The sequence below is a fragment of the Actinoallomurus vinaceus genome (genome assembly GCF_039542055.1).
In the GTDB taxonomy this organism is placed as follows: domain Bacteria; phylum Actinomycetota; class Actinomycetes; order Streptosporangiales; family Streptosporangiaceae; genus Actinoallomurus; species Actinoallomurus vinaceus.
On the sequence record NZ_BAABHK010000010.1, the window covers coordinates 17,829 to 38,865 of the forward strand.

At 70.3% G+C, this 21,037-nt stretch carries 21 protein-coding genes and 1 pseudogene; 13 read left to right on the forward strand and 9 right to left on the reverse strand.

The window, feature by feature from the left end; genetic code table 11:
• The first annotated feature begins 2 nt into the window (after nt 1-2).
• Both ABEA24_RS31100 and ABEA24_RS31105 read left to right on the forward strand, forming a co-directional pair.
• A complete protein-coding gene (locus ABEA24_RS31100) occupies nt 3-1,025 on the forward strand; it encodes an MDR family NADP-dependent oxidoreductase (RefSeq protein WP_345434865.1) in 1,023 nt (340 codons plus the stop codon).
• A gap of 13 nt (nt 1,026-1,038) precedes the next feature.
• Entirely contained in the window at nt 1,039-1,425 is a 387-nt protein-coding gene (locus ABEA24_RS31105) for a MerR family transcriptional regulator (RefSeq protein WP_345434867.1), read from the forward strand.
• A 2-nt stretch (nt 1,426-1,427) separates the two neighbouring features.
• Here ABEA24_RS31105 and ABEA24_RS31110 read toward each other — a convergent pair whose 3' ends face one another.
• Both ABEA24_RS31110 and ABEA24_RS31115 read right to left on the reverse strand, forming a co-directional pair.
• On the reverse strand, nt 1,428-1,904 hold the full coding sequence (locus tag ABEA24_RS31110; RefSeq protein WP_345434869.1) for a GNAT family N-acetyltransferase: 477 nt from the start codon (nt 1,902-1,904) through the stop codon (nt 1,428-1,430).
• Nucleotides 1,905-1,960: 56 nt separating this feature from the next.
• Entirely contained in the window at nt 1,961-3,079 is a 1,119-nt protein-coding gene (locus ABEA24_RS31115; RefSeq protein ID WP_345434871.1) for a PP2C family protein-serine/threonine phosphatase, read from the reverse strand.
• A 215-nt stretch (nt 3,080-3,294) separates the two neighbouring features.
• On the opposite strand from ABEA24_RS31115, the gene ABEA24_RS31120 reads away from it, so the two are divergent.
• Nucleotides 3,295-3,456 carry a hypothetical protein gene (locus ABEA24_RS31120; RefSeq protein ID WP_345434873.1) on the forward strand — a complete coding sequence of 54 codons (162 nt, stop codon included), beginning with the start codon at nt 3,295-3,297 and terminating at the stop codon, nt 3,454-3,456.
• Nucleotides 3,457-3,503: 47 nt separating this feature from the next.
• Here the strand turns inward: ABEA24_RS31120 and ABEA24_RS31125 are convergent, their stop codons facing one another.
• Nucleotides 3,504-3,974, reverse strand: a complete 471-nt coding sequence (locus ABEA24_RS31125; RefSeq protein WP_345434875.1) for a ribose-5-phosphate isomerase — start codon at nt 3,972-3,974, stop codon at nt 3,504-3,506.
• An 85-nt stretch (nt 3,975-4,059) separates the two neighbouring features.
• Nucleotides 4,060-5,469, reverse strand: coding sequence for an aldehyde dehydrogenase family protein (locus ABEA24_RS31130; RefSeq protein WP_345434877.1), 1,410 nt, complete (start codon nt 5,467-5,469; stop codon nt 4,060-4,062).
• Nucleotides 5,470-5,602: 133 nt separating this feature from the next.
• Between ABEA24_RS31130 and nicT the strand changes: the two genes are divergently transcribed.
• The gene (gene nicT, locus ABEA24_RS31135; protein ID WP_345434879.1) at nt 5,603-6,706 is read left to right on the forward strand and encodes a Nickel transporter NicT; all 1,104 of its coding nucleotides are present in this window, start codon (nt 5,603-5,605) and stop codon (nt 6,704-6,706) included.
• 102 nt (nt 6,707-6,808) lie between these two features.
• Here the strand turns inward: nicT and ABEA24_RS31140 are convergent, their stop codons facing one another.
• Entirely contained in the window at nt 6,809-8,161 is a 1,353-nt protein-coding gene (locus tag ABEA24_RS31140; protein WP_345434882.1) for an alpha-L-fucosidase, read from the reverse strand.
• A gap of 272 nt (nt 8,162-8,433) precedes the next feature.
• Between ABEA24_RS31140 and ABEA24_RS31145 the strand changes: the two genes are divergently transcribed.
• From ABEA24_RS31145 to ABEA24_RS31160, 4 genes and pseudogenes are all read left to right on the forward strand, one after another.
• Nucleotides 8,434-8,940, forward strand: a complete 507-nt coding sequence (locus ABEA24_RS31145; protein ID WP_345434884.1) for a GNAT family N-acetyltransferase — start codon at nt 8,434-8,436, stop codon at nt 8,938-8,940.
• 116 nt (nt 8,941-9,056) lie between these two features.
• Nucleotides 9,057-9,569, forward strand: a complete 513-nt coding sequence (locus ABEA24_RS31150; RefSeq protein WP_345434886.1) for a GNAT family N-acetyltransferase — start codon at nt 9,057-9,059, stop codon at nt 9,567-9,569.
• 388 nt (nt 9,570-9,957) lie between these two features.
• A pseudogene (locus tag ABEA24_RS53740) lies at nt 9,958-10,014 on the forward strand (hypothetical protein); the annotation flags it as partial.
• Nucleotides 10,015-10,166: 152 nt separating this feature from the next.
• Nucleotides 10,167-10,481 carry a heavy metal-binding domain-containing protein gene (locus ABEA24_RS31160; protein WP_345434890.1) on the forward strand — a complete coding sequence of 105 codons (315 nt, stop codon included), beginning with the start codon at nt 10,167-10,169 and terminating at the stop codon, nt 10,479-10,481.
• Nucleotides 10,482-10,532: 51 nt separating this feature from the next.
• Here the strand turns inward: ABEA24_RS31160 and ABEA24_RS31165 are convergent, their stop codons facing one another.
• Nucleotides 10,533-11,150 (reverse strand): mycothiol-dependent nitroreductase Rv2466c family protein, encoded by a 618-nt coding sequence (locus tag ABEA24_RS31165; RefSeq protein WP_345434893.1) that lies wholly within the window; start codon nt 11,148-11,150, stop codon nt 10,533-10,535.
• A 299-nt stretch (nt 11,151-11,449) separates the two neighbouring features.
• On the opposite strand from ABEA24_RS31165, the gene pepN reads away from it, so the two are divergent.
• Nucleotides 11,450-13,981, forward strand: a complete 2,532-nt coding sequence (gene pepN / locus ABEA24_RS31170; protein WP_345434895.1) for an aminopeptidase N — start codon at nt 11,450-11,452, stop codon at nt 13,979-13,981.
• Between the two features lie 88 nt (nt 13,982-14,069).
• Here the strand turns inward: pepN and ABEA24_RS31175 are convergent, their stop codons facing one another.
• Both ABEA24_RS31175 and ABEA24_RS31180 read right to left on the reverse strand, forming a co-directional pair.
• The gene (locus ABEA24_RS31175) at nt 14,070-14,648 is read right to left on the reverse strand and encodes a GTP-binding protein (RefSeq protein ID WP_345434897.1); all 579 of its coding nucleotides are present in this window, start codon (nt 14,646-14,648) and stop codon (nt 14,070-14,072) included.
• Between the two features lie 19 nt (nt 14,649-14,667).
• A complete protein-coding gene (locus ABEA24_RS31180; RefSeq protein WP_345434899.1) occupies nt 14,668-15,078 on the reverse strand; it encodes a roadblock/LC7 domain-containing protein in 411 nt (136 codons plus the stop codon).
• Between the two features lie 338 nt (nt 15,079-15,416).
• On the opposite strand from ABEA24_RS31180, the gene ABEA24_RS31185 reads away from it, so the two are divergent.
• The 4 genes from ABEA24_RS31185 to ABEA24_RS31200 are packed head-to-tail and all read left to right on the forward strand — an operon-like array spanning nt 15,417 to nt 19,515.
• Entirely contained in the window at nt 15,417-18,107 is a 2,691-nt protein-coding gene (locus ABEA24_RS31185) for a sensor histidine kinase (protein WP_345434901.1), read from the forward strand.
• Complete coding sequence (locus ABEA24_RS31190; protein ID WP_345434903.1) at nt 18,107-18,526, forward strand: roadblock/LC7 domain-containing protein; 420 nt, start codon at nt 18,107-18,109, stop codon at nt 18,524-18,526. Before ABEA24_RS31185 ends, ABEA24_RS31190 begins: the two co-directional genes overlap by 1 nt.
• Nucleotides 18,527-18,533: 7 nt before the next feature.
• The gene (locus ABEA24_RS31195) at nt 18,534-18,908 is read left to right on the forward strand and encodes a DUF742 domain-containing protein (RefSeq protein WP_345434905.1); all 375 of its coding nucleotides are present in this window, start codon (nt 18,534-18,536) and stop codon (nt 18,906-18,908) included.
• A gap of 22 nt (nt 18,909-18,930) precedes the next feature.
• Entirely contained in the window at nt 18,931-19,515 is a 585-nt protein-coding gene (locus tag ABEA24_RS31200; protein WP_345434907.1) for a GTP-binding protein, read from the forward strand.
• A gap of 60 nt (nt 19,516-19,575) precedes the next feature.
• Here ABEA24_RS31200 and ABEA24_RS31205 read toward each other — a convergent pair whose 3' ends face one another.
• Nucleotides 19,576-20,742 (reverse strand): RNA-guided endonuclease InsQ/TnpB family protein, encoded by a 1,167-nt coding sequence (locus ABEA24_RS31205; RefSeq protein WP_345434909.1) that lies wholly within the window; start codon nt 20,740-20,742, stop codon nt 19,576-19,578.
• Nucleotides 20,743-21,037 lie beyond the last annotated feature (295 nt).

Consider the following 21,037-nt stretch of genomic DNA (forward strand, 5'->3'; position numbering starts at 1 on the left):
CGATGTCACAACTGCCCCGTATCTCGCGCGAGGTCCGCCTCGCGACTGTTCCGGCCGGGCTGCCGCGGGCGGAGGACTTCACCGTCGTCGAGGTGCCGCTGCCGGTGCCCGGCGACGGCGAGGTGCTCGTCCGGAACCGGTTCTTCCTTGTGTTCGCGGCGCTGCGGACGCTGCTCGGGGGCGGCGTGAAGGGAACGCCGTTCCCACCGATTCTGCCCGGGGACACGCTTTTCGGAGCGGCGATCGGCGAGGTCGTCACCGCCCCGGACGGCAGCGGCCTGCGGCCCGGCGACCTGGTCTCCCACCGGCTGGGCTGGCGCGAGTACGCCGTCCTGGCCGCCGCCGACTGCACTCCTCTGGGCGACGCGCTGCCTGATCCGGTCGCGCATCTGGCGCAGGGACGGACCGCGTACGGGGCGCTGACCCGGGGTGCGAAGGTGGGGCCGGGCGACACGGTGTTCGTCTCCGGCGGGGCCGGATCGGTGGGGTCGCTGGCCGGGCGGATCGCGAAGCTGCTGGGGGCGGAGCGGGTGATCGGCAGCACCGGGTCGCCGGAGAAGGCGAAGCGGATGGTCGCCGAACTGGGCTACGACGCGGCCATCGTCCGCGGGGCGGGACCGCTGACCGAGCAGCTGGCCGTGGCGGCGCCCGACGGCATCGACGTGCTCTTCGACAACGTTGCCGGCGAGGACCTGCGCGCCGCGGTCGCGGCGGCCCGTACGGGTGCGCGGTTCGTGCTGGTCGGTGCGCTGTCGGGACAGCTGGCGAAGGACGGCTCCGGCAACGCGGCGCCTGTGGAGCTGGACGCCTACCAGCTGATCCTCAAACAGATCACGATGCGCGGGTACAGCGCCATGGGCGACCCGGAGGTGCAGCCGGAGTGGATCGACCGGTTCGGCGGCTGGCTGCGTTCCGGTGCCATCGATTTCCCGTACGTCCGCGTCGAGGGCATTGCGCAGGCGCCGCAGGCGTTGCACGAGATGATGACCGGGCGGCATCTGGGCACCGTCGTGGTGGCCCTGTAGGAGCGGAGGACGAATGCGGATCGGTGACGCGGCGGCAGCGGCGGGGACGACGCCCCGGGCGCTGCGCTTCTACGAGCAGAACGACCTGCTGCCGCCGCCGCGGCGCACCGCGACCGGGCAGCGCGAGTACGGCCCGCGGGACGTGGCCCGCGTCCGCGTGATCCGCGAGCTGCTGTCGGTGGGGCTGACCGTCGCGGACGTACGTGACTGCCGGGATCGTCTGGACCTGCTGGTGGAGGACACGCTCCCGCCGTACGGGGGGCCGGGGGCCTGCGCGCGCCCCCTCGGGATCGCGCAGCGCCGGCTCGACGCCCTCGACGCGGAGATCGCCCGGCTGACGCGTCTGCGCGAGCGCCTGGCGTCCAGGATGCGGGCGGGGACGGAGCCGGCGCGGTCCTGATCTCAGTCCTGTCCGACGCGGAGGGTGGCGTGCACCGATCCGGTGTCCGGGTCCTCCCAGATCATGGCGCCGAGGGTGCGGAGGGCCGCCACGGCGGCGACGTTGGAGACGTGGGTCTCCGCGATGAGCGCGTGCGCCCCGTGGGTCCGCGCCTCGTCGATCAGCAGGCGGAGCGCTTCGGTGCTGTAGCCCTTCCCGCGGGCGGAGCGGCCCAGCCAGATGTTCGCCTGGACGGCGCCGGGCGCCTCGGCGGGGGTGATCCGCGCCGCGCCGACGAGCTGCCCGTCGACCAGCACCGCGTAGGCCGCCCCGTCCGCCGGACGGTGATATTCGCGGAAGGCGGCCCGGCGCGCGTCCGTCCACCGCGGCGCACCGGGGAGGCTCGGCATCACCTCGTGCGGCTCGGTGTCGGCGGCCGCCAGGTCGAGCAACCTCGGCAACAGGTTCTCATCGACCGGCTGCAGCGTGACAGTGCTCATACCCGCAGCTTGCCAGGTGCCGCGCACGGTGGCGTGGAGGCGCGGCCTGGGAGCCGTCACTTCCGCCAGATCAGGACCAGCGCGCAGTCGTCGTCGCGGGCGGCGGCCATCTCGGTGACGAGTTCGGTCGCCCCCTCTTTGAAGCCGCTGGGCACGAGGCTTTCGACGGCGCCGAGCAACCGGTCGATGCCGGCGTCCAGGTCGCGTCCTGGCGCCTCCACGAGGCCGTCGGTGTAGAGCAGCAGCGCGTCGCCCGGGCCGAGCACGCCGCTCTCGGGTTCGGAGCTCATCTCGGGTACGACGCCGAGCACGACGCCCTTGGCGGAGCTGACCCGCCACGTGCCGCTGCCCGCGTTGAACTGCACGGCGGGCGGGTGGCCCGCCGACTCCACGGTGTACTCGCCGGTCTCCAGGTCGATGGTCAGGTGGACGGCGGTGACGAAACCCTCGTCCCATCGCTGGCGTTGCAGATAGGCGTTGCAGGCCGGCAGGAACCGTCCGGACTCCACCGACCCGAGCAGCCCGCCGAACGCGCCGGACAGCATCAGGGCGCGGGTGCCGGCGTCGACGCCCTTGCCGGACACGTCCACCAGCGCCACCTCGAGCGTCTGCTCGTTGCAGACCGAGACGAAGAAGTCGCCGCCGAAAGACGAGCCGCCGGCCTGGAGCAGCACCACCTTGGAATCCCAGCCGGGCGGCAGCTTCGGCATCTCCCCATGGCGGCGCAGCCGGTCGCGCAGTTCGAGCAGCATCTGCTCGCCGCGAAGTCCCTTCACGCCGAGTTGCTCACGGCTGCGGGCCAGCACCGTCGCCAGGACGGCCGTGACGATGATCGTCGCGATGACGCCCGGGCCGACGCGCGAGAATCCCATGGCGATCGCGTCGTACAGCAGCGCGGCGGCGACCACGCCGAGGAGGACGCCGAGGCTGCGGACGCGCAGCATGAGACCGCCGGCCAGCACGGTCAGGACGACGGCGCTGGGCGAGAACCAGGTCTGCGACGCGGGTGCGGAGACCCCGATGACCACCGTGACGGTGACCAGGGCGACAAGAGCGTTGCGGTCCTGGGTGAGCTGACCGCGCTGGAGCCACTGGTACAGCCGCACGAGCGCGGGGATCCGGCGCAGGAAGCGGCGGATCCTCAGCGGCAGGAACTGAACCAGTCGGCTAAGCATGATGCGGGCACTGTATCGAGCATCGCCTGGTCCGCGCTCAGAGCCGCTGGGCCGGATCGTGGTCTCGGCCGTCCGAAACACCGGTGGACGGCCCGTCGGCGCCTCGCCTCGCCCGCCGGGGAACGGCCGACCGCGCTGCGCGTGTTTTCCCGCCAGGTATCGAGGGGACACCTAAAGATCATTGGATCTTTCGGAGGTGGCGGATGGGACAGGGCATGCGTCTCACGGTCGACGCGGCGATGCGGGCCCGCGACGTCTCACGCGTCCGTGCGGAGGAGGAGGCGCCGAGTCCGCCGGCCGCACCGCCCGAGCCCGTCAAACCTCGGAGGGGAGAGAAGCGGCGGCTGGCCAAGCGCCGCGCCGCCGCACGCCTCTGAGACCGAGTCCCCGCGTCTGCCCCGATGCCGCGCGGCTCTGTGATCGGTCAGTCCGGCAGGCGGGGAAGGTCACCCGTCCGCTCGTAGGCGGTCAGCATGGCGATACGCCGGACGTGGCGCTCCTCGCCGGAGAACGGCGTGCCGAGGAAGATTCCGACGAACCGGGTGGCCTCGTCGACCGTGTGCATGCGCGCACCGATGCTGATGACGTTCGCGTCGTTGTGCTCTCGGCCGAGCCGGGCGGTCTCGTCGTTCCAGGCCAGCGCGGCGCGCACGCCGGGGACCTTGTTGGCGGCGATCGCCTCGCCGTTGCCGGAGCCGCCGATGACGATGCCGAGGGAGCCGGAGTCGGCGGCGGTCCGCGCCGCCGCGTCCATGACGAACGGCGGGTAGTCGTCCTGGCCGTCGTACTCCTTCGGGCCGCAGTCGACCGGCTCGTGCCCCTGCTCGGCGAGCCACCCGATCAGGTGCTGCTTCAGTTCGTACCCCGCGTGATCGGAACCGAGATAGACGCGCATGCCGCAAAGTCTGTCAGGTCGGTGCCGCCGCGCGTACGGCCGGGGCCCGGCGGAGCGCCGAGCCGGACCGATCGGAATGGGCCCCTCAGAACTGGAGGGACTTGACCTCCAGGAACTCCTCCAGGCCGTGGCGGCCGAGCTCGCGTCCGAGGCCGGACTGCTTGTAGCCGCCGAAGGGCGCGAGGGGGTTGAAGCGGCCGCCGTTGATCTCGACCTGGCCGGCCTTGATCCGGCGGGCGACCGCCAGCGCGCGGTCCGGGTCCGCGGACCAGACGGCCGCCGCCAGACCGTACGGGGTGTCGTTGGCGATGCGGACGGCGTCGTCCTCGGAGTCGTAGGCGAGGATCGACAGCACGGGTCCGAAGATCTCCTCGCGCGCGATGGTCATCGACGGGGTGACGTCCGCGAAGACGGTCGGCGGAACGTAGTAGCCGGGGGCGAGCGAGGTCTCGGTGCCTCCGGTGACCAGCCGCGCGCCCTCCTCGACACCCCGCTCGATGTGGTCGCGGACGCGGTCGAACTGGACGCGGGAGGCGAGCGGGCCGAGGCGCGTGCCCTCGGCCAGCGGGTCGCCGAGGGTGTACCGCTCCGCCGCCTTGGCCGCGAGCGCCACCGCCTCGTCGTAGAGAGCGAGGGGCACGAGCATGCGCGTGAGGGCGTTGCAGGTCTGCCCGGAGTTGACGAACGCCTTGGCCACGCCCACCTTGACGGCGAGCGCGAGGTCGGCGTCGGGGAGGATGACGTTCGGCGACTTGCCGCCGAGCTCGAGGGCGACGCGCTTGACCGACGCGGCGGCCAGCTCGGCGACGCGCCGCCCGGCCCGGGTGGAGCCGGTGAAGGAGACCATGTCGACGTCCTCGTGCGCGGCGATCGCCTCGCCGACGACGGGCCCGGTGCCGGACACCAGGTTGAACACCCCCGGCGGGAGGCCCGCCTCGTCGATGATGTCGGCCAGGGCGTACGCGGCGAGCGGCGCGATCTCGCTCGGCTTGAGGACGACGGTGCAGCCGGCGGCGAGGGCGGGGGCGACCTTGGCGACGACCTGGTGGAGGGGGTAGTTCCACGGCGTGATCGCGCCGACGACGCCGACGGGCTCGCGGACGATCAGGGAGTCGCCGCAGCGCTCACCGGCGAAGTCGTACGCCCGCAGCACGTCCAGGATGCCGGTCAATACCGCGATCGGGGTGCCGACGTGCACCTTCTGCGCGAGCGCGTACGGCGCACCCAGGTCGGCCGCGATGATCCGGGCGAGTTCGTCCTGCCGGGCCGTGATGCCGGTCAGGATCGCCTCGAGGTGGGCGGCGCGCTCTTCGGGCGCGGTCGCCTCCCAGGCGGGCAGCGCCCGGCGCGCCTGGGCCACCGCCCGGTCGACGTCCGCCGCGGTGCCCGCGGGGATCCGGTCGATGACCTGCTCGTTCGCGGGGTTGATGACATCGATCGTCGCCGGGGCCGATGAGTCCGCCCACGCGCCGCCCACATAGATCACATCGCGCATGCCCCTCATCCTTCCCTCGGTCGCGGGACGGAGACCAGCCATCCGGGTGAGGGAAGCGGACCCCCGCTGTTGCAAGTATTTTGCAACAAGGATTCAATGGCGGTAGGCGTACGACCCCTGGCGAGGAGGATCCATGACGACGGTGCAGTCCGCGGCACGCACCCGCCTTGGACGGGCGGAGTGGGGACGCCTGGCCGGAATGATCGGCTTCGTGGCGCTGCTGCACGTGATCGGCTGGGGGATCCTGCTGTTCCTCGTCGTACCGGGGCACTACCACCTCGGCGACGGCAAGCTGTTCGGCGTCGGGATCGCGCTGACGGCCTACACGCTGGGCATGCGGCACGCGTTCGACGCGGACCACCTCGCCGCCATCGACAACACCACACGGAAGCTGATGTCCGACGGCCAGCGGCCCGTGTCGGTCGGGTTCTGGTTCTCGCTCGGGCACTCCTCGGTCGTGTTCACCGCCTGCGTGCTCCTCGGTTTCGGTGTCAAGGCGCTGTCCAACGGCGTCTCCGACGAGAACTCCGGACTGCACAAGATCACCGGCACGATCGGCCCGACCGTCTCTGGAACGTTCCTCGCCATCATCGCGATCATCAACCTGATGATCCTCCTCGGGATCGTCAAGGTGTTCCGCGAGATGCGCGGCGGCGCGTACGACGAGGCGGCGCTGGAGGAGCAGCTGAACAACCGCGGCTTCATGAACCGCTTCCTCGGCCGCTTCACCAAGGCGATCACCAAGCCGTGGCAGATGTACCCGCTGGGCTTCCTGTTCGGGCTCGGCTTCGACACCGCCACCGAGATCGGCCTGCTGGCCCTGGCAGGCTCCGCCGCCGCAACGGGCGGCCTCCCCTGGTACGCGGTCCTCTGCCTGCCGATCATCTTCGCGGCCGGCATGTCGCTGTGGGACAGCATCGACGGCACGTTCATGAACTTCGCGTACGGCTGGGCGTTCTCCAACCCGGTCCGCAAGATCTTCTACAACATCGTCCTGACCGGGATCTCGGTGGCGTTCGCCTTCGTCATCGGCGGCACCGAACTGCTGCAGGTCGCCCAGGACCGGTTCGGGCTGCACGGGGCCTTCTGGGACTGGATCGCCGGCCTGGACCTCAACACGGCCGGTTTCGTGATCACCGGCCTGCTGCTGGTGATCTGGGCGGGGGCCCTGGCGGTCTGGAAGTTCGGCCGCATCGAACAGCGCTGGTCCGCCGCCCTGCAGGACAGCGACGCCTGAACCGGACCGCCCGGGCGCCGATCCAATGGTCCGGATCACCGTACGAACCCAGCGTTCGTTGAGCGGTCCGCCGGCTCCAGGCCGGTGACGTCGGCGTGCGGCTCATCCCGGCGATGCCAGCGAGAAGCGGACCGCGGCGGGGAGTGGTGCGTCGAGCCAGGGGGAGGCGACCCGTACGCCGTCCGAGACGGCCGCGGCGCTGACCGGGCCGCCGTCCAGGCGGGCCGCGGTGGCCGGGTCGAGCAGCCCCGGCCGGACCTTGAGCACCGCCTCGCCGCCCGGCGCGCCCGCGACGAACGCGTAGGCGTGCCGGTCGTCGCGGGTCCAGCGGACCCAGGGCGGGCCCTCTCCATCGGCGGTCTCACCGCCGGGGACGGCGTCACCGGGCTCGAGGGGCCTGGTCGCGTGGACGGCGGCGGCGTGGTGCGTCATCCAGGACGCGATGCCCTCCAGGACGGCACGCTGCTCTTCCGGCAGGGTGCCGTCGGCCTTGGGCCCGACGTTGAGCAGCAGGTTGCCGCCGCGCGAGACCACGTCCACCAGCAGCCGCACCGCGCCCGCCGTGTCGAGCAGGTCCTCGGGACCCTCGTTGCGGTTGTAGCCGAAGGACAGGCCGACGCCCCGGCAGTTCTCCCAGGCGGCGGCCGTCTCATTCTGGCGGTTCGCCTGGTACTCGCTGGTCAGGTAGTCGGCGTGGGCGCCGTCCCAGCGGTCGTTGACCACGCCCTCTGGGACGGCGGCGTAGTAGCCGGCGAACATCCCCGGCAGGTCGGCCATGCCCAGGTCGGGCCAGCCGATGTCGTTCCACAGCACGTCCGGCCGGTAGCGGTCGATCAGGTCGCGCACCTGGCGCAGCGCGTATGCGGCGTAGGCGGCTTCGTGGGGGCGGCCGTAGTCGTCGATCCGATCCTCGTGGCGGATGACGGCGCGGCGGCCGGCGTACCAGTCGAGACCGCCGGAGTAGTACACGCCGAAGCGCAGCCCTCGGGCGCGTACGGCGCCCGCGAGGTCGGCGACCAGGTCGCGGCGCGGGCCGCGGTGGACGGTGTTGCGGGTACCGGTGCCGGGCGCGTCCCACAGCGCGATGCCGTCGTGGTGCTTGGTGGTCGGCACGACGTAACGGGCGCCGGCGCGGGCGAACAGGTCCGCCCAGTCACCGGGGTCGAACGACTCGGCCCGCCACAGATCGAGGAAGTCGTCGTACGGGCGGCCCCCGTACACCGCGCGGTGGTGCTCCCAGGCGGGACTGCCCTCGATCTGGCTGGTGTTCCAGTACCACTCGGCGTACGGGTTGTGCGCGAACCACACCTCCGGATCCGTGGCGCCCAACTCGCCGGTCGGCTCCGCCCAGGCGGGCACCGAGTACGCGCCCCAGTGGACGAAGATGCCGAACTTCGCGTCGGTGAACCACGCCGGGACCGGCCGGCCGGTGGGGGACTGCGGGTCGTCGGTCATGGCACACCTCGAAGAGACATCGGACTACTGACTTTGCACAACCCTAGAATCGGCCCAGGTCAACGCGCCAGAGGGTGGATACATCCGATCTAAGAACTCGATATTCGGACGAGTCCTCCGGCTCGCGGGGGTCTGGGGTGGCGGAGCCGTCAGACGCGCGCTCTCGACCCGCTCGGCGCTGATCTCAGCTTCCGTACGTCCGGAGCCCAGCCGGTCGGGCATCGTGCGGTGTCCCTCTGCTTGAGATCAGGTGCTTTGCTTTGATGGGGATCATGAGAACTCTGGAGACGCCGAGGCTGATCCTGCGTCCGTTGACGCCTGAGGACTTCGAGGATTACGCCGCGATGCTCGGTGATCCGGAGGTGGGGCGTTTCCTGTTCGCGCAGGGAGGCATGTCCCGTGAGGACGCATGGCGAAGCCTGGCCCTGTTCCTCGGCCATCAGCAGATTCGCGGCTTCTCGAACTTCGCTGTGGTGGAGAAGGACACCGGGTGCTTCGTCGGTCGGGTCGGGCCTTGGCAGCCTCTGGGATGGCCGGGGTTGGAACTTGGATGGTGCCTGGTGCGGCGGTTCTGGGGCCAGGGGTATGCCGCAGAGGCGGCGGGCGCTGCGTTGCAGTACTGCTTCGATGATCTCGAAGCCACCGAGGTGGTGTCCCTGGTTCGGGTGGGGAACACCCGGTCAGTGCGCGTCGCCGAGCGGATCGGCCACCAGTACCAAGGCGACACCGACCTACGTGGCGTTCGCTGCCACAACTACAGCCAGACCCGCCCTGTGTGACGAGTTGTGGTGTCGCAGGTTGCCGTAGCTCTCCCGCGGGCGCGGCAAAGAAGACCGCGGAATGGGCCCGTTGCGCGTATGGCGTCGGCGCTCGCCCGAGGGCGAAGCTTGACGACGTGAGCCGACTCACCGTGCGAGAAATCCGGGCAGGAGACGGCGAGGGCTGTGCGCGGGCATGGCGAGATGCCGGCCGCCATTACGCCGCGGCCATGCCGGAGGTGATCCAGGAGCCCGATTCCCACGGCCTCGTGGAGTGGTTCGAACAAGGCATCGGCCAAGAGCGCGGCGACGACACCGTCTGGCTCGTTGCGGAGAATGATGAACAGGTGGTCGGGGTTATCGAAGCCGCCGTGACTCGCCCCGCTCCGGATGCCCGTTGGCAGTTGCAGCGCGATCTATCTCGCGTACGACTCGTGATCCATGCGCTTGCCGTCGCCGAAGAGTATCGGCGCAAGGGGGTCGGCACGGCGCTCATGGAGGCTGCTGAGAAGTGGGGACGGCGAAAAGGTGCGACCGTCGCGGTCACCGACACCAACCTCAGCAGCCCCTTGTCCGTTCCCTTCTACGAGAAGCGGATGGGCTATCACCGGCAGGCGGTGATCCTCCGCAAGGCGCTCAAGCCTGAGTGAGTCGCTTCCCGTACCCCGCAGATCGGAACGTTCGGTGACCGCCGAAGGTAAAGAGCCCTTTGCCCTTGTTGTCCGCCTATGTACTGACCGATCGCGGCGCTCTACGCTCGGCTCGTGAGTACCCCCGAGTCACAGCAGGCACAAACCGCTGCCGGAGTCGGCGCAGTCCCGCCTCGCTGCCTCATCGCAGGGCCACCGCTGCTTCACCTCCGACCTGTCGGTGAACGAGTTCGTGCTCACCCACCAGGCCGGGTTCGAGCCGCTCGGCCTCGTGATGGGGACGTGCATCTACCACATCGGGACGCAGCCGACCCGGTGGAAGGTCAGCCAGGAGCTCCCCGTCCTGACCCAGGCGATGTACAACGCGCGCGAGCTGGCCATGGCGCGCATGGAATCCGAGGCCGACGCCCTCGGGGCCGACGGCGTGATCGGCGTCGAGATCCGGTCACGGACGTACGCGCTGTCCGCCGACGTCATGGAGTTCGTGGCGGTCGGCACGGCCATCCGCGGCGACCGCGCCCTGCGCACCCCCGCGGGCCGGCCCTTCACGTCGCACCTGTCCGGTCAGGACTTCTGGACGGCTGGGCACCCCGCGCGATGGTGCTGGGCACCTGCGTCTACCACGTCGCCCACATGTCGTTCCGCCAGGTGCTCCAGGCGGCCGGGCAGAACACCGAGCTCGGGACCTACACCCAGGCGATCTACGACGCCCGCGAGATCGCGATGGCCCGCCTGCAGTACGAGTGCCAGCAGGTGAACGGGGACGGCGTCGTCGGCGTCACGGTGTCGGAGGACGACTGGATCTGGGGCGAGCACGCGGTGGAGTTCTTCTGCATGGGCACGGCGGTCAGCCGCTTGCGGCCCGATGCCCGCCCGGTGAACCCGACGATGACGATGCCGCTCACCGACTGAGCCCGGTGATCGTCCGCCCAGGCCGGGCGGACGATCAGCGCATCACTGCCGTCAGTCGAAGATCGGGTCTCGGGTGCGGCTGCGCTTGAGCTCGAAGAAGCCGTCCGTTCCCGCGACGAGCCGGACGCCGTCCCAGAGTTTCGCGGCCGCCTCACCGCGCGGGATCGGCGACACGACGGGGCCGAAGAACGACGCCCCCTCCACGGAGATCACCGGCGTGCCGACCTCGTAGCCGACCCGGTCCATGCCGTCGGCGTGCGAGGCGCGGAGCGCCTCGTCGTACTCGTCCGTGTCGGCGGCGGCCACGAGGGAGCGGTCCAGGCCGGCCGCCTCGAGGGCCTCCTCGATGACCTGGCGGGTGTCGTCGCGCCGGCCCTCATTGTGGAAGCGGGTGCCGAGCTCGGTGTAGAGCCGGCCGAGCACCTCCGGCCCGTACTTCTTCTCGGCCGCGATGGCCACCCGGACCGGGCCCCAGGCCGTCTTCATGAACTCGACGTACTGCTCCGGGAGGTCACGGCCCTCGTTGAGCACGGACAGGCTCATCACGTGCCACCGAACCTCGATCGGCCGAAGCTGCTCGACCTCGAGGATCCACCGCGAGGCGATCCAGGCCCAAGGGCACTTCGGGTCGAACCAGAAATCCACCGGTATGCGCCCGGTATCGGTCACCGCAACCTCCCTGATGTCCCGGCGCGTCCTCGCGGACCGCCGTCGAATGGCCGGAAGACCTCGCGCCGAGGCCGCCGGACCGCCTGCCGGGCGCCGGCCGTCCCCCCGACACCGGGCCCTGTACCCGGCAACCAAGGCATTTCGGTCGGCATTCCACATGAGAGTTCTCCCAGATCCGAGGGCATGATCACCAACTCGGGGTTAGATGTGTCCTGTGACGGCCCGCCGGTCGTACGGCCGTGTGCCGAGCCGTACGGTGGGAAGCACAATGACGTCGTGAAACGAGGCGAGGAGTTCACTTGGCTGGCAATCTGACGCGCGACGAGGCGCGTGACCGCGCCCGGCTGCTGACCGTCGAGTCGTACAACGTCGACCTCGACCTGACGGCGGGGGCGGAGACGTTCGTCTCGGACACCACCATCAGGTTCGGCTGCGCCGAGCCGGGCGCGTCCAGCTTCGTCGACCTGCACGGCGCGACGGTCCGCGAGATCACCCTCAACGGTCAGCCGCTCGACCCCGGATCGTACGATCCGGACAAGGGCCGCATCCCGCTCCCCCGGCTCGCCGCCGAGAACGAGCTGCGGGTGGTCTCCGACAACGCCTACTCCCGGACCGGTGAGGGACTCCACCGCTTCGTCGACCCGGTCGACCAGGAGGTCTACCTCTACACGCAGTTCGAGACCTGCGACGCGCACCGCATGTACGCCTGCTTCGACCAGCCCGACCTGAAGGCGAAGTTCGAGCTGAGCGTGACCGCGCCCGAGCACTGGCAGGTCATCACGAACAACGCGCCCGACCGGTCCGAGGGCGGCCGCTGGCACTTCCCGGCTACCCCGGGCATCTCCACCTACATCACCGCGCTGGTCGCCGGCCCGTACCATGTGGCGCGCGACGAGTACGCCGGCGGCGACCAGCACATCGCGCTCGGCGCGTACTGCCGGGCCAGCCTCGCCGAGCACTTCGACGCCGACGCGATCTTCGAGGTGACCAAGCAGGGCTTCGACTTCTTCCGCAAGGTGTTCGCGCGGCCGTACCCGTTCGACAAGTACGACCAGCTGTTCGTGCCGGAGTTCAACGCGGGCGCGATGGAGAACGCCGGCTGTGTGACGTTCCTCGAGGACTACGTCTTCCGGTCGCGGGTCACCGACGCCGCCTACGAGCGCCGCGCCGAGACGATCCTGCACGAGATGGCGCACATGTGGTTCGGCGACCTCGTCACCATGCGCTGGTGGGACGACCTGTGGCTGAACGAGTCGTTCGCGACGTACATGAGCGTGCTCTGCCAGTCCGAGGCGACCCGGTGGACCGGCGCCTGGACGACCTTCGCGAACCTGTGGAAGGCCTGGGCCTACCGCCAGGACCAGCTGCCCTCCACGCACCCGATCTCCGCCGACATCCCCGACATCCGGGCGGTCGAGGTCAACTTCGACGGCATCACGTACGCCAAGGGCGCGAGCGTCCTCAAGCAGCTCGTCGCCTACGTCGGACGCGACAACTTCATCAGCGGCGTCCGCAGCTACTTCGACCGGCACGCGTGGGGCAACACCTCGCTGTCCGACCTGCTCGACGCCCTCGAGGAGACCTCGGGCCGCGACCTGACCTCCTGGTCGAAGGAGTGGCTGGAGACGGCCGGCGTCAACACGCTGCGCCCGACGTACGAGGTCGACGGCGAGGGCCGGTTCACCTCCTTCGCGGTCCTGCAGGAGGCGCCGGAGAACCACCCGACGCTCCGCTCGCACCGCGTGGCGATCGGCCTGTACGACCGGACGGACGAGGGCATCGTCCGCCGCAAGCGGGTCGAGCTCGACATCGTGGGCGGCCGTACGGAGGTCGCCGAGCTGGCCGGCGAGCGGCGTCCCGACCTGGTGCTGGTCAACGACGACGACCTGACCTACGCCAAGGTCCGGCTCGACGAGCACTCGCTGCGCACGCTCGTCGACGGGATCGGCGAGATCACCGACGGCCTGCCGCGGGCGCTGTGCTGGTCGGCGGCCTGGGACATGTGTCGGGACGCCGAGCTCGCCGCCCGCGACTACGTCCGGCTGGTGCTGTCCGGCATCCGTGGCGTCACCGACATCTCGGTGGCGCAGACGCTGCTCCGTCAGGCCCGCCTGGCGACCTCGCAGTACGCCGACCCGGCGTGGCGCGACACCGGCTACCGCCTGCTGGCCGACGCGCTGCACACGCTGATGACCGAGGCCGAGCCCGGCTCGGACTGGCAGCTGACCTACACCCAGGCGTTCGTCTCGGTCGCCACCTCCGACGAGCACGTCGCGTACGTCCGCGGCCTGCTCGACGGTTCGACGACCCTCGAGGGCCTGGTGGTCGACACGGACCTGCGCTGGTCCCTGCTGCGGCGCCTCGTCGTCCGCGGTGTCGCCGACGCGGACGAGATCGCCGCGGAGCTGCGCCGCGACCCGACCGCCGCGGGCGAGCGGCAGGCGGCCTCCGGCCACGCCGCCGTCCCGACGCCCGAGGCCAAGGCCGCGGCGTGGGAGCGCATCATCGGCGGCGAGCTGCCCAACGCCGTCTTCCGCGCCACGCTCGGCGGTTTCGTCGACACCGACGACATCTCCCTGCTCGAGCCGTACATCGAGAAGTACTTCGCCGAGGTCGGCCGCCTCTGGTCGTCGTGGTCGAGCGACATGGCCAGCACGTTCGCCGAGAGCGCCTACCCGTTCCTGGTGATCTCACCGGCCACCATCGACCGGACCACCGCCTACATCGAGGCGGAGGACCCGCCGTCGGCCCTGCGCCGGCTCCTCGTCGAGGGCCGCGACGGCGTCGCCCGCGCGCTGCGCGCCCGGGAGAAGGACCGCGCGAGCGAGTGAGACTGAGACGTGCGGGGCCCCGCGGGGCCCCGCACGTCGAACGTGACGAAGGCCCGGCCGGTCTCCGGCCGGGCCTTCGCGCCACCTGTCAGTAGAGGGCGGTCGAGCGCTGGCGCTGCCGGGTGCCCAGGACGTGCTCGACGAGCGTGATGAGCACCTGCTTGACCGACTCCCGCTCCCGGGCGTCGCAGGCGATCACCGGTATGTGGGGCTCGAGGTCGAGCGCGTGCCTGACCGCCTCGATGTCGGGCTGGGGCGCGCCCTCGAAGCGGTTCAGCCCGACGATGAACGGCATGCCGCGCCGCTCGAAGAAGTCGATCGAGGAGAAGCAGTCGGCCAGCCGCCGGGTGTCGGCGAGGACGACCGCGCCGATCGCGCCGACGGCCAGTTCGTCCCACATGAACCAGAAGCGCTTCTGCCCTGGGGTTCCGAACACGTAGAGGACCAGTCCGTCGCCGAGGGTGATACGGCCGAAGTCCATCGCGACGGTCGTGGTGGTCTTCTGCTCCACGCCGGAGGTGTCGTCCACGCCGACGCTCTGCGAGGTGAGCATCTCCTCGGTGCGCAGCGTCTGGATCTCACTGACCGTGTTGACCATGGTGGTCTTTCCGGCCCCGAATCCGCCCGCGACCAGCACCTTGACCGCGAGCTGGGTTCCCATCTGCATCTCAGTACGCGCCTTCGCTTTAGTGCGTGCCCTGGCGGGGCCGCGATGAGATGTGCTCGCCGACGCGCTTCACGAGGACGGCCATCTCATAGGTGATCACTCCGGGGTCGACGTCGGTGTCGCTGAGCACGGCCAGGCAGGCGCCATCACCGGCCGCGGTGACGAACAGGAACGCGTCCCGCATCTCGATGATGGTCTGCTGGACGGTACCGCCGTCGAACTGGCGCCGCGCGCCCTGGGCGAGGCTCTGGAAGCCGGCCGCCAGCGCCGAGAGGTATTCGGCGTCCGTGTCGGTGAGCCCGGCGGAGGCGCCCATCAGAAGTCCGTCCGTGGACAGCACCGCCGCTCGTCTCACCTCGGGCACGCGTTCGACCAGGCCGTCGATCAGCCAGTCGAGAGTGCCGGCCGAATCAGCCCGCTGGGGCGTCACTAGCGTTCTCCTTTTCCTGACGTTCTCTGCCGGTCCGTCGCCCGGCTCGTCGCGCTGGTGAGCACGCATCCGGCCGACCCCGCCCCCACGGCGATGGGATCGAACTCCTCCACGGATCTCCTTGTCCATCTCGAGGCGCGTGGACCGGGGTCATCGCGGTCCGCCGCCATGATCCCACCGAGAGCGAAGCAAGATCCATGAAACGGAGTACGGATTTGTAACTACCGCACTAACGTTGCGGTGGTTTCGCCTTGCTTGTGGGTATTCGACGTGAAAGACGGCGCTATGACGGACTCGTACATCCGCCCGGGCCTCCAAGCCGAACGGACTTCGGCGCAATGAGGTCGCGCAGGCGATCGATCCGGTTCGCCATCCTCGGCCTGCTCGTCGTCCCGCTTGCGTCTCTGGCGGCGTTGTGGGGATTCGCAGCGCAGAACACCGCTCATGACGCCATCGAGAAGCGCAATCTCGACACCATCAACCGGCGATACGGCGGTGGCGTCGGGCCGCTGTCGGCCGACCTCGCGCAAGAGCGACTCCAGGCGGTCGTCTGGTTGAGCGGCGGCCGCAGGGCGTCGCGCGCCGCCTTGGACGCGCAACGCCAGCGGACGGACGCCTCCGTCGCGCGATTCGTGCGGACGACCGGTTCAGCCTCGTTCCGCCGTACGCTGACCGCCCAGATGAAACAGCGTCTCGCCGCTCTCCTGGACAAGACCGGCGAGCTGACGACCATCCGATCCGCCATCGACTCCGGCGCGATGGACAGGCTGGCCGCGTTGAACGCGTACGACGCCGTGTACGACGCGCAGTTCGAGCTCTCGTATCTGGTCGTCGCCGTCAGCGATCCGACGATCTACCGGCAGGCGTACCAGGTGATCGAGCTGTCGCGCGCCCAGGAGCTGGCCGCCCGGGAGCTCACGCTCGTCACCGGCGTGCTCCTGGCGGGCGGCCGGATGAGCAGGGCGGAGCACGGCGTCTTCGCCACGATGGTGATCGAGCAGCGCTACCTGGAGAAGGACGGGCTCTCCCAGTTCGTCCCCGAGACCGGTACGCCGTTCCGGCGGCTGCTGGACTCGGCGGCCTACACCGATTTCAAGGCGCTGGAAGACCGGATCCTCGTGAGCCCCGGCGGCAAAAGACCGTTGAAGATCGACTCGGTCGCCTGGCGCTCCGCCGCCGAGACGTTCACCGGCGGGATGAACGAGGCCATCAACCAGGCCCGGCCGGTCGTCGCCCGCAGATCGAAGGGTCTCGGCGACTCCCTCCTCAGGCGTCTCGCGCTCGTCGGAGGCGCCGGCCTGGCCGCCGTCCTCCTGTCGGCCTTCCTCATGCTCCGCTTCGGCCGGCGGATGACGCGGGAGCTCGTCGGCCTCCAGAAGGCCGTGAGCGACCTCGCGGACCGGCGTCTGCCCGACATCGTCGGCCGGCTACGGCGAGGGGACGAAGTGAACGTCGCCGACGAGGCGCCTCCGCTGGACGTCGGCCGGACCGCCGAGGTCGCCAACGTCGTTGAGGCCTTCTCGACGACCCAGCGCACCGCCATCGAGGCCGCCGTCGGCCAGGCCGCGCTCCGCAAGGCGGTCAACAAGGTCTTTCTCAACCTCGCACGACGCAACCAGGCACTGCTGCACCGCCAGCTGGCGATGCTCGACGCGCTCGAGCGCAAGGCCGCGGACCCGGACTCGCTCGAGGAGCTGTTCCGGCTCGACCACCTCACGACGCGCATGCGCCGGCACGCCGAAGGCCTGATCATCCTCTCCGGCGGGGCTCCGGGCCGAGGCTGGCGCCACCCGGTGACCGTGCTGGACGTACTGCGCGGCGCCATCGGAGAGATCGAGGACTACACCCGCGTCGAGGTCGTCACGATGGCGGGCGAATCGATCGTCGGCACGGCCGTCGGCGACGTCATCCACCTGGTCGCCGAGCTGGTGGAGAACGCCGTCTCCTTCTCCCCGCCCACCGCTCCCGTCGAGGTCGACGCCGGGCTCGCGGGCAACGGATTCGTGATCGAGGTCGTCGACCGCGGGCTCGCCATGAACGCGGAGAAGCTCGCGACGATCAACGCACGGCTCGCGAACCCTCCGGAGTTCGGAGTGGCCGACAGCGACCAGCTCGGCCTGTTCGTCGTCGGCATCCTGGCCTCGCGCCACGGCATCAAGGTCTCCCTGATGCCCAACCCGTACGGCGGTCTCACGGCGGTCGCGCTCCTGCCGCACGGCCTTGTCGTCGCCGAGCACGCGGCCCTGGCGCACGATATGGTCAATGATCATGGCGGGGACCAGGCGGCCGACGGCCTTGAACGGCACGGCGGCAAGAAAATCGCAAGTGCGGCGACGTTCCGGGGGGACTCCGTCGTACGACCGCTGGAGAGCCGGTACGACCCGTTCGAGCAGACCGGGCCACGGCGCGGCTCACGGCACCGGCTCAGGAGAGTCGAGCCCCTCGGCGCGGGCACTCCCGTCGAGCCCCTCGGCGCGGACGCTCCGGTGGAGCTCCCCGCTGGGGACACGCCCCTCGAGCTTCCAGCCGGGGACACGCCCCTCTCCGAGGAGACACCGGTCGAGTTCCACGAGCCGGCCCGCTCTCCCGCGCCCGGACCGGTGCTCCCGGAGACCGGCCGAGACGGCCCTGCGGATCGGGGCGGTGCGGTGAACGCGGATCAGGTCGGCGTGCCGACCGCCGGAACCCACGCCGGGATGCCACGCCGCATCCGGCAGGCCAGCCTGCGGCCCGAACTGCGCGGCCCGGCCCCCACCGCGTCCCGCGGCGACCGAGCGCCTTCGGGCACCGTACGGCGGGTCTCGGACGACGGCCGACCGATCTCGGGCACCGTACGGCCTGCTTCGGACGACGGCCGGTCGGCTTCGGGCAGCGGCCGGGCGGCTCCGGGCGGCGGCCGCTCCCCGGAAAGGGCGCGCTCCATCATGTCGTCGATGCAGGACGGCTGGCGCCGCGGGCGTGCCGAAGATCCCGCGAAGGACACCTCGGACGGCGGTACCCCCGCGCCGGGCGACGATGAAGGTGAGTGATGGCAGAGACGCACACGGCCGGCGACGTGCGCCGGCTGGTCGATGACCTGGTCCGCAGAGTCGGGGCGGTGGGCCGCGCGGTACTCCTGTCCCGGGACGGGCTCGTCGTCACGGGATCGTCCGGCATGGAGCGCGAGGACGCCGAGCACCTGGCCGCCCTGGTGGCCGGCGTCCAGGGGCTGGCCCGCGGTGCCTGCCGGCACTTCGAGGGCGGCGAGCTGATGCAGACCGTCATCGAGATGGACTCGGTGTTCCTGTTCGTGCTGCCGGTCGGTGAGGACGCCTGCCTCGCCGCGCTGGCCGACGCCGACGCCGACGCGGGCGTCGTCGCGTTCGAGATGACGGAGCTCGCCGAACGGCTCGGCGACCGGCTGCCGGTCGAGCCCCGCCTGCCCGGCCCGGGTTTCGGCGTGGGGTGAGCCCCGCATGAGCTCGCCGGAACCTCGATGGCTGGACCAGGCCGCGGGGCCGATCGTCCGCCCCTACACACTCACGCGGGGACGGACCCGGCCTCGCGGAGAGCCGATCGACCTCATCGCCGTCATCGAGGCGACCGACGCCCAGGTGCGCGTGCGGCTGCGGCTGAGCCCGGAACATCGCCGTCTACTCGTGCTCTGCCGGCAGCCGGTCGCCCTGGCCGACCTGGCGTCGGAGATGGATCTTCCCGTCGACGTGGTCCGGGTGCTTCTCGATGATCTGCGCGACGAGCGCCTGGTCAGGGTGCTCGAGCCCACTCCGTCCGGCCGACGGCCGGACGAATTCGTACTGAGGAAACTGCTCCATGGACTACACGCCCTCTGACACGACGGGCTCCGGGAGGGCCGTGTCACACTCGCCCTCGGACTCCGAACGGCCGATCACGGCGAAGATCCTCATCGCCGGCGGATTCGGGGTCGGCAAGACCACGCTCGTCGGCGCCATCAGCGAGATCCGCCCCCTGCGCACCGAAGAGGTCCTCTCCGACCGCGGGATCGGCGTCGATGACACGGTGGGCGTGGACGGCAAGACGACGACCACCGTCGCCATGGACTTCGGCCGCATCACTCTCGACGACAACCTGGTCCTCTACCTGTTCGGCACGCCCGGGCAGCAGCGGTTCTGGTTCATGTGGGACGAACTCGCCCACGGGGCGGTCGGCGCCGTCGTCCTCGCCGACGTCCGCCGTCTCGCCGACTGCTTCCCCGCCATCGACTACTTCGAGGATCGGGGCACTCCGTTCATCGTGGCGGTCAACCTGTTCGACGGCGCGGAGCGCAAGCACCCGGACGACGTCAGGATCGCCCTCGACCTCGACGACCACGTGCCTCTGCTCCTCTGCGACGTCCGCGGCCGCGAGTCGGCCAAGCACGTCCTCGTGACGATGGTCGAGCACGTCCTGAGCCAAGTCTCGTCAGCTTCTCGGTCCTGAAGGACCGAGCTTGCAGCTAGAGCCTCACTGGCTGTGAGGTGGTCTGCCGCGTCTTGGCCATCAGCTTCGTGGGCTGGTGGCCGGGACGTGTGACTTCCGCCCCGCATCCCACGCGCCCTGGCCCCTTCGGGCCAGAACACGGGAAGCATTCCGGTCCGCGTGCGCAACGACGCCGCAACCCCGGCAAGTGAACACCGCTCGAGACACCCGGCTGAGCCGGTCGACATGCCCGCACTCGGCGCACTGCTGGGAAGAGTACGCCGGATCGACGAACACGACAGGAACACCGGCCCGGCGTGCCTTGTAGACGATGAAGTCCGCCAGCTGTGCGAAGGCCCAGGAGTGGAGTGCGACCCGTTGGGGCTTGCGGAGCCGTACCCGTTCACGGATCCCCGTGAGGTCTTCCAGGGAGATGCCGCGTCCGGTGCGTTCAGCCTCGGTCACGATCGTCTTGGAGATGCGGTGGTTGATGTCTTTGGCCCGCCGCGATTCGGTCCGGCGCTGTTTCCTCAACAGGCGTTTGGCGGACTTGGTGCCCTTCTTCTGCAGTTTGGCCCGCAGGGCGAGTTGCCGCCTGCGGTAGCGGTTCAGCTTGCGTCCGGCGGCCCGGTAACCGGTGGAGGTCGTGGCGATGTTGACGATGCCCAAATCCACCCCGATGAAGCCGCCCGGCTCACGCGTCTCGGCTTCGGGCACCTCACACGTTGCGATCAGGTAGAACACTCCATCGCGTTCGACCAGGTCGCTCTCGCCCTTGCGGTGGGCGATCAGCTGCTTGAGCGCGTTCGGTGAGCAGGCGAAGTGCACGCCCTTCAATCGGCCCGCGGTGGTCCAGATCGAAACGGTCTGGGCGTCGTACTGCCAGCTGAGACACCGATCGTCATACGGCTGGGCCGCCTGGGGCCGGAAAGCGATCGGCTTGGACTCGACCTTGATCCGCCGCTTGGAGCCCTTCTTGCCCAGGTTCCCCGCCCGCAGGTTGGCGTGCAGGCTGGTGTAGGCGTCCCGGACCTTCTTGATCACATGCTGCGCCGCCTGCGCGCCCAGACCACGCTCCCTGAGCTCGGCATAGGTGTGCTTACGCAGCTCATACTCCCGCGGCACCCCGCGCTCGAAGGCCACACCAGAGACCCAGCATGCGGCTTCGTTGACCGTGCGCAGGGTGTGTTTCAACGCCGCCGCCTGCGCGGGCGTCGGCACGAGTTTCACCTGCGTCACGACCTTCACAGTCCGCGACTATACTATCGCTTTACGTAACTGCGCCGTCGAATTCATAACGCTGCACGGCACAAAGATCAAGATGCGATTCCTCCCGGGCCTGAAGGCCCAGGGTTCCTCGCAAGAACACGCTGAATTCGTCGCGCCCGGAAGGGTCGGGTCGTACGGGAGGGCTCGTCGTACCGGAGACCCCCCCGTCGTAACGGAGGGCCTCGTCGTACCCGGAGGGCTCGTACCGGAGGGCCGGCCGTAGCGGAAACCGGTCGTGCGGGCGCGGGCGGCGGTTGTCGGCGACGCGTGGCAG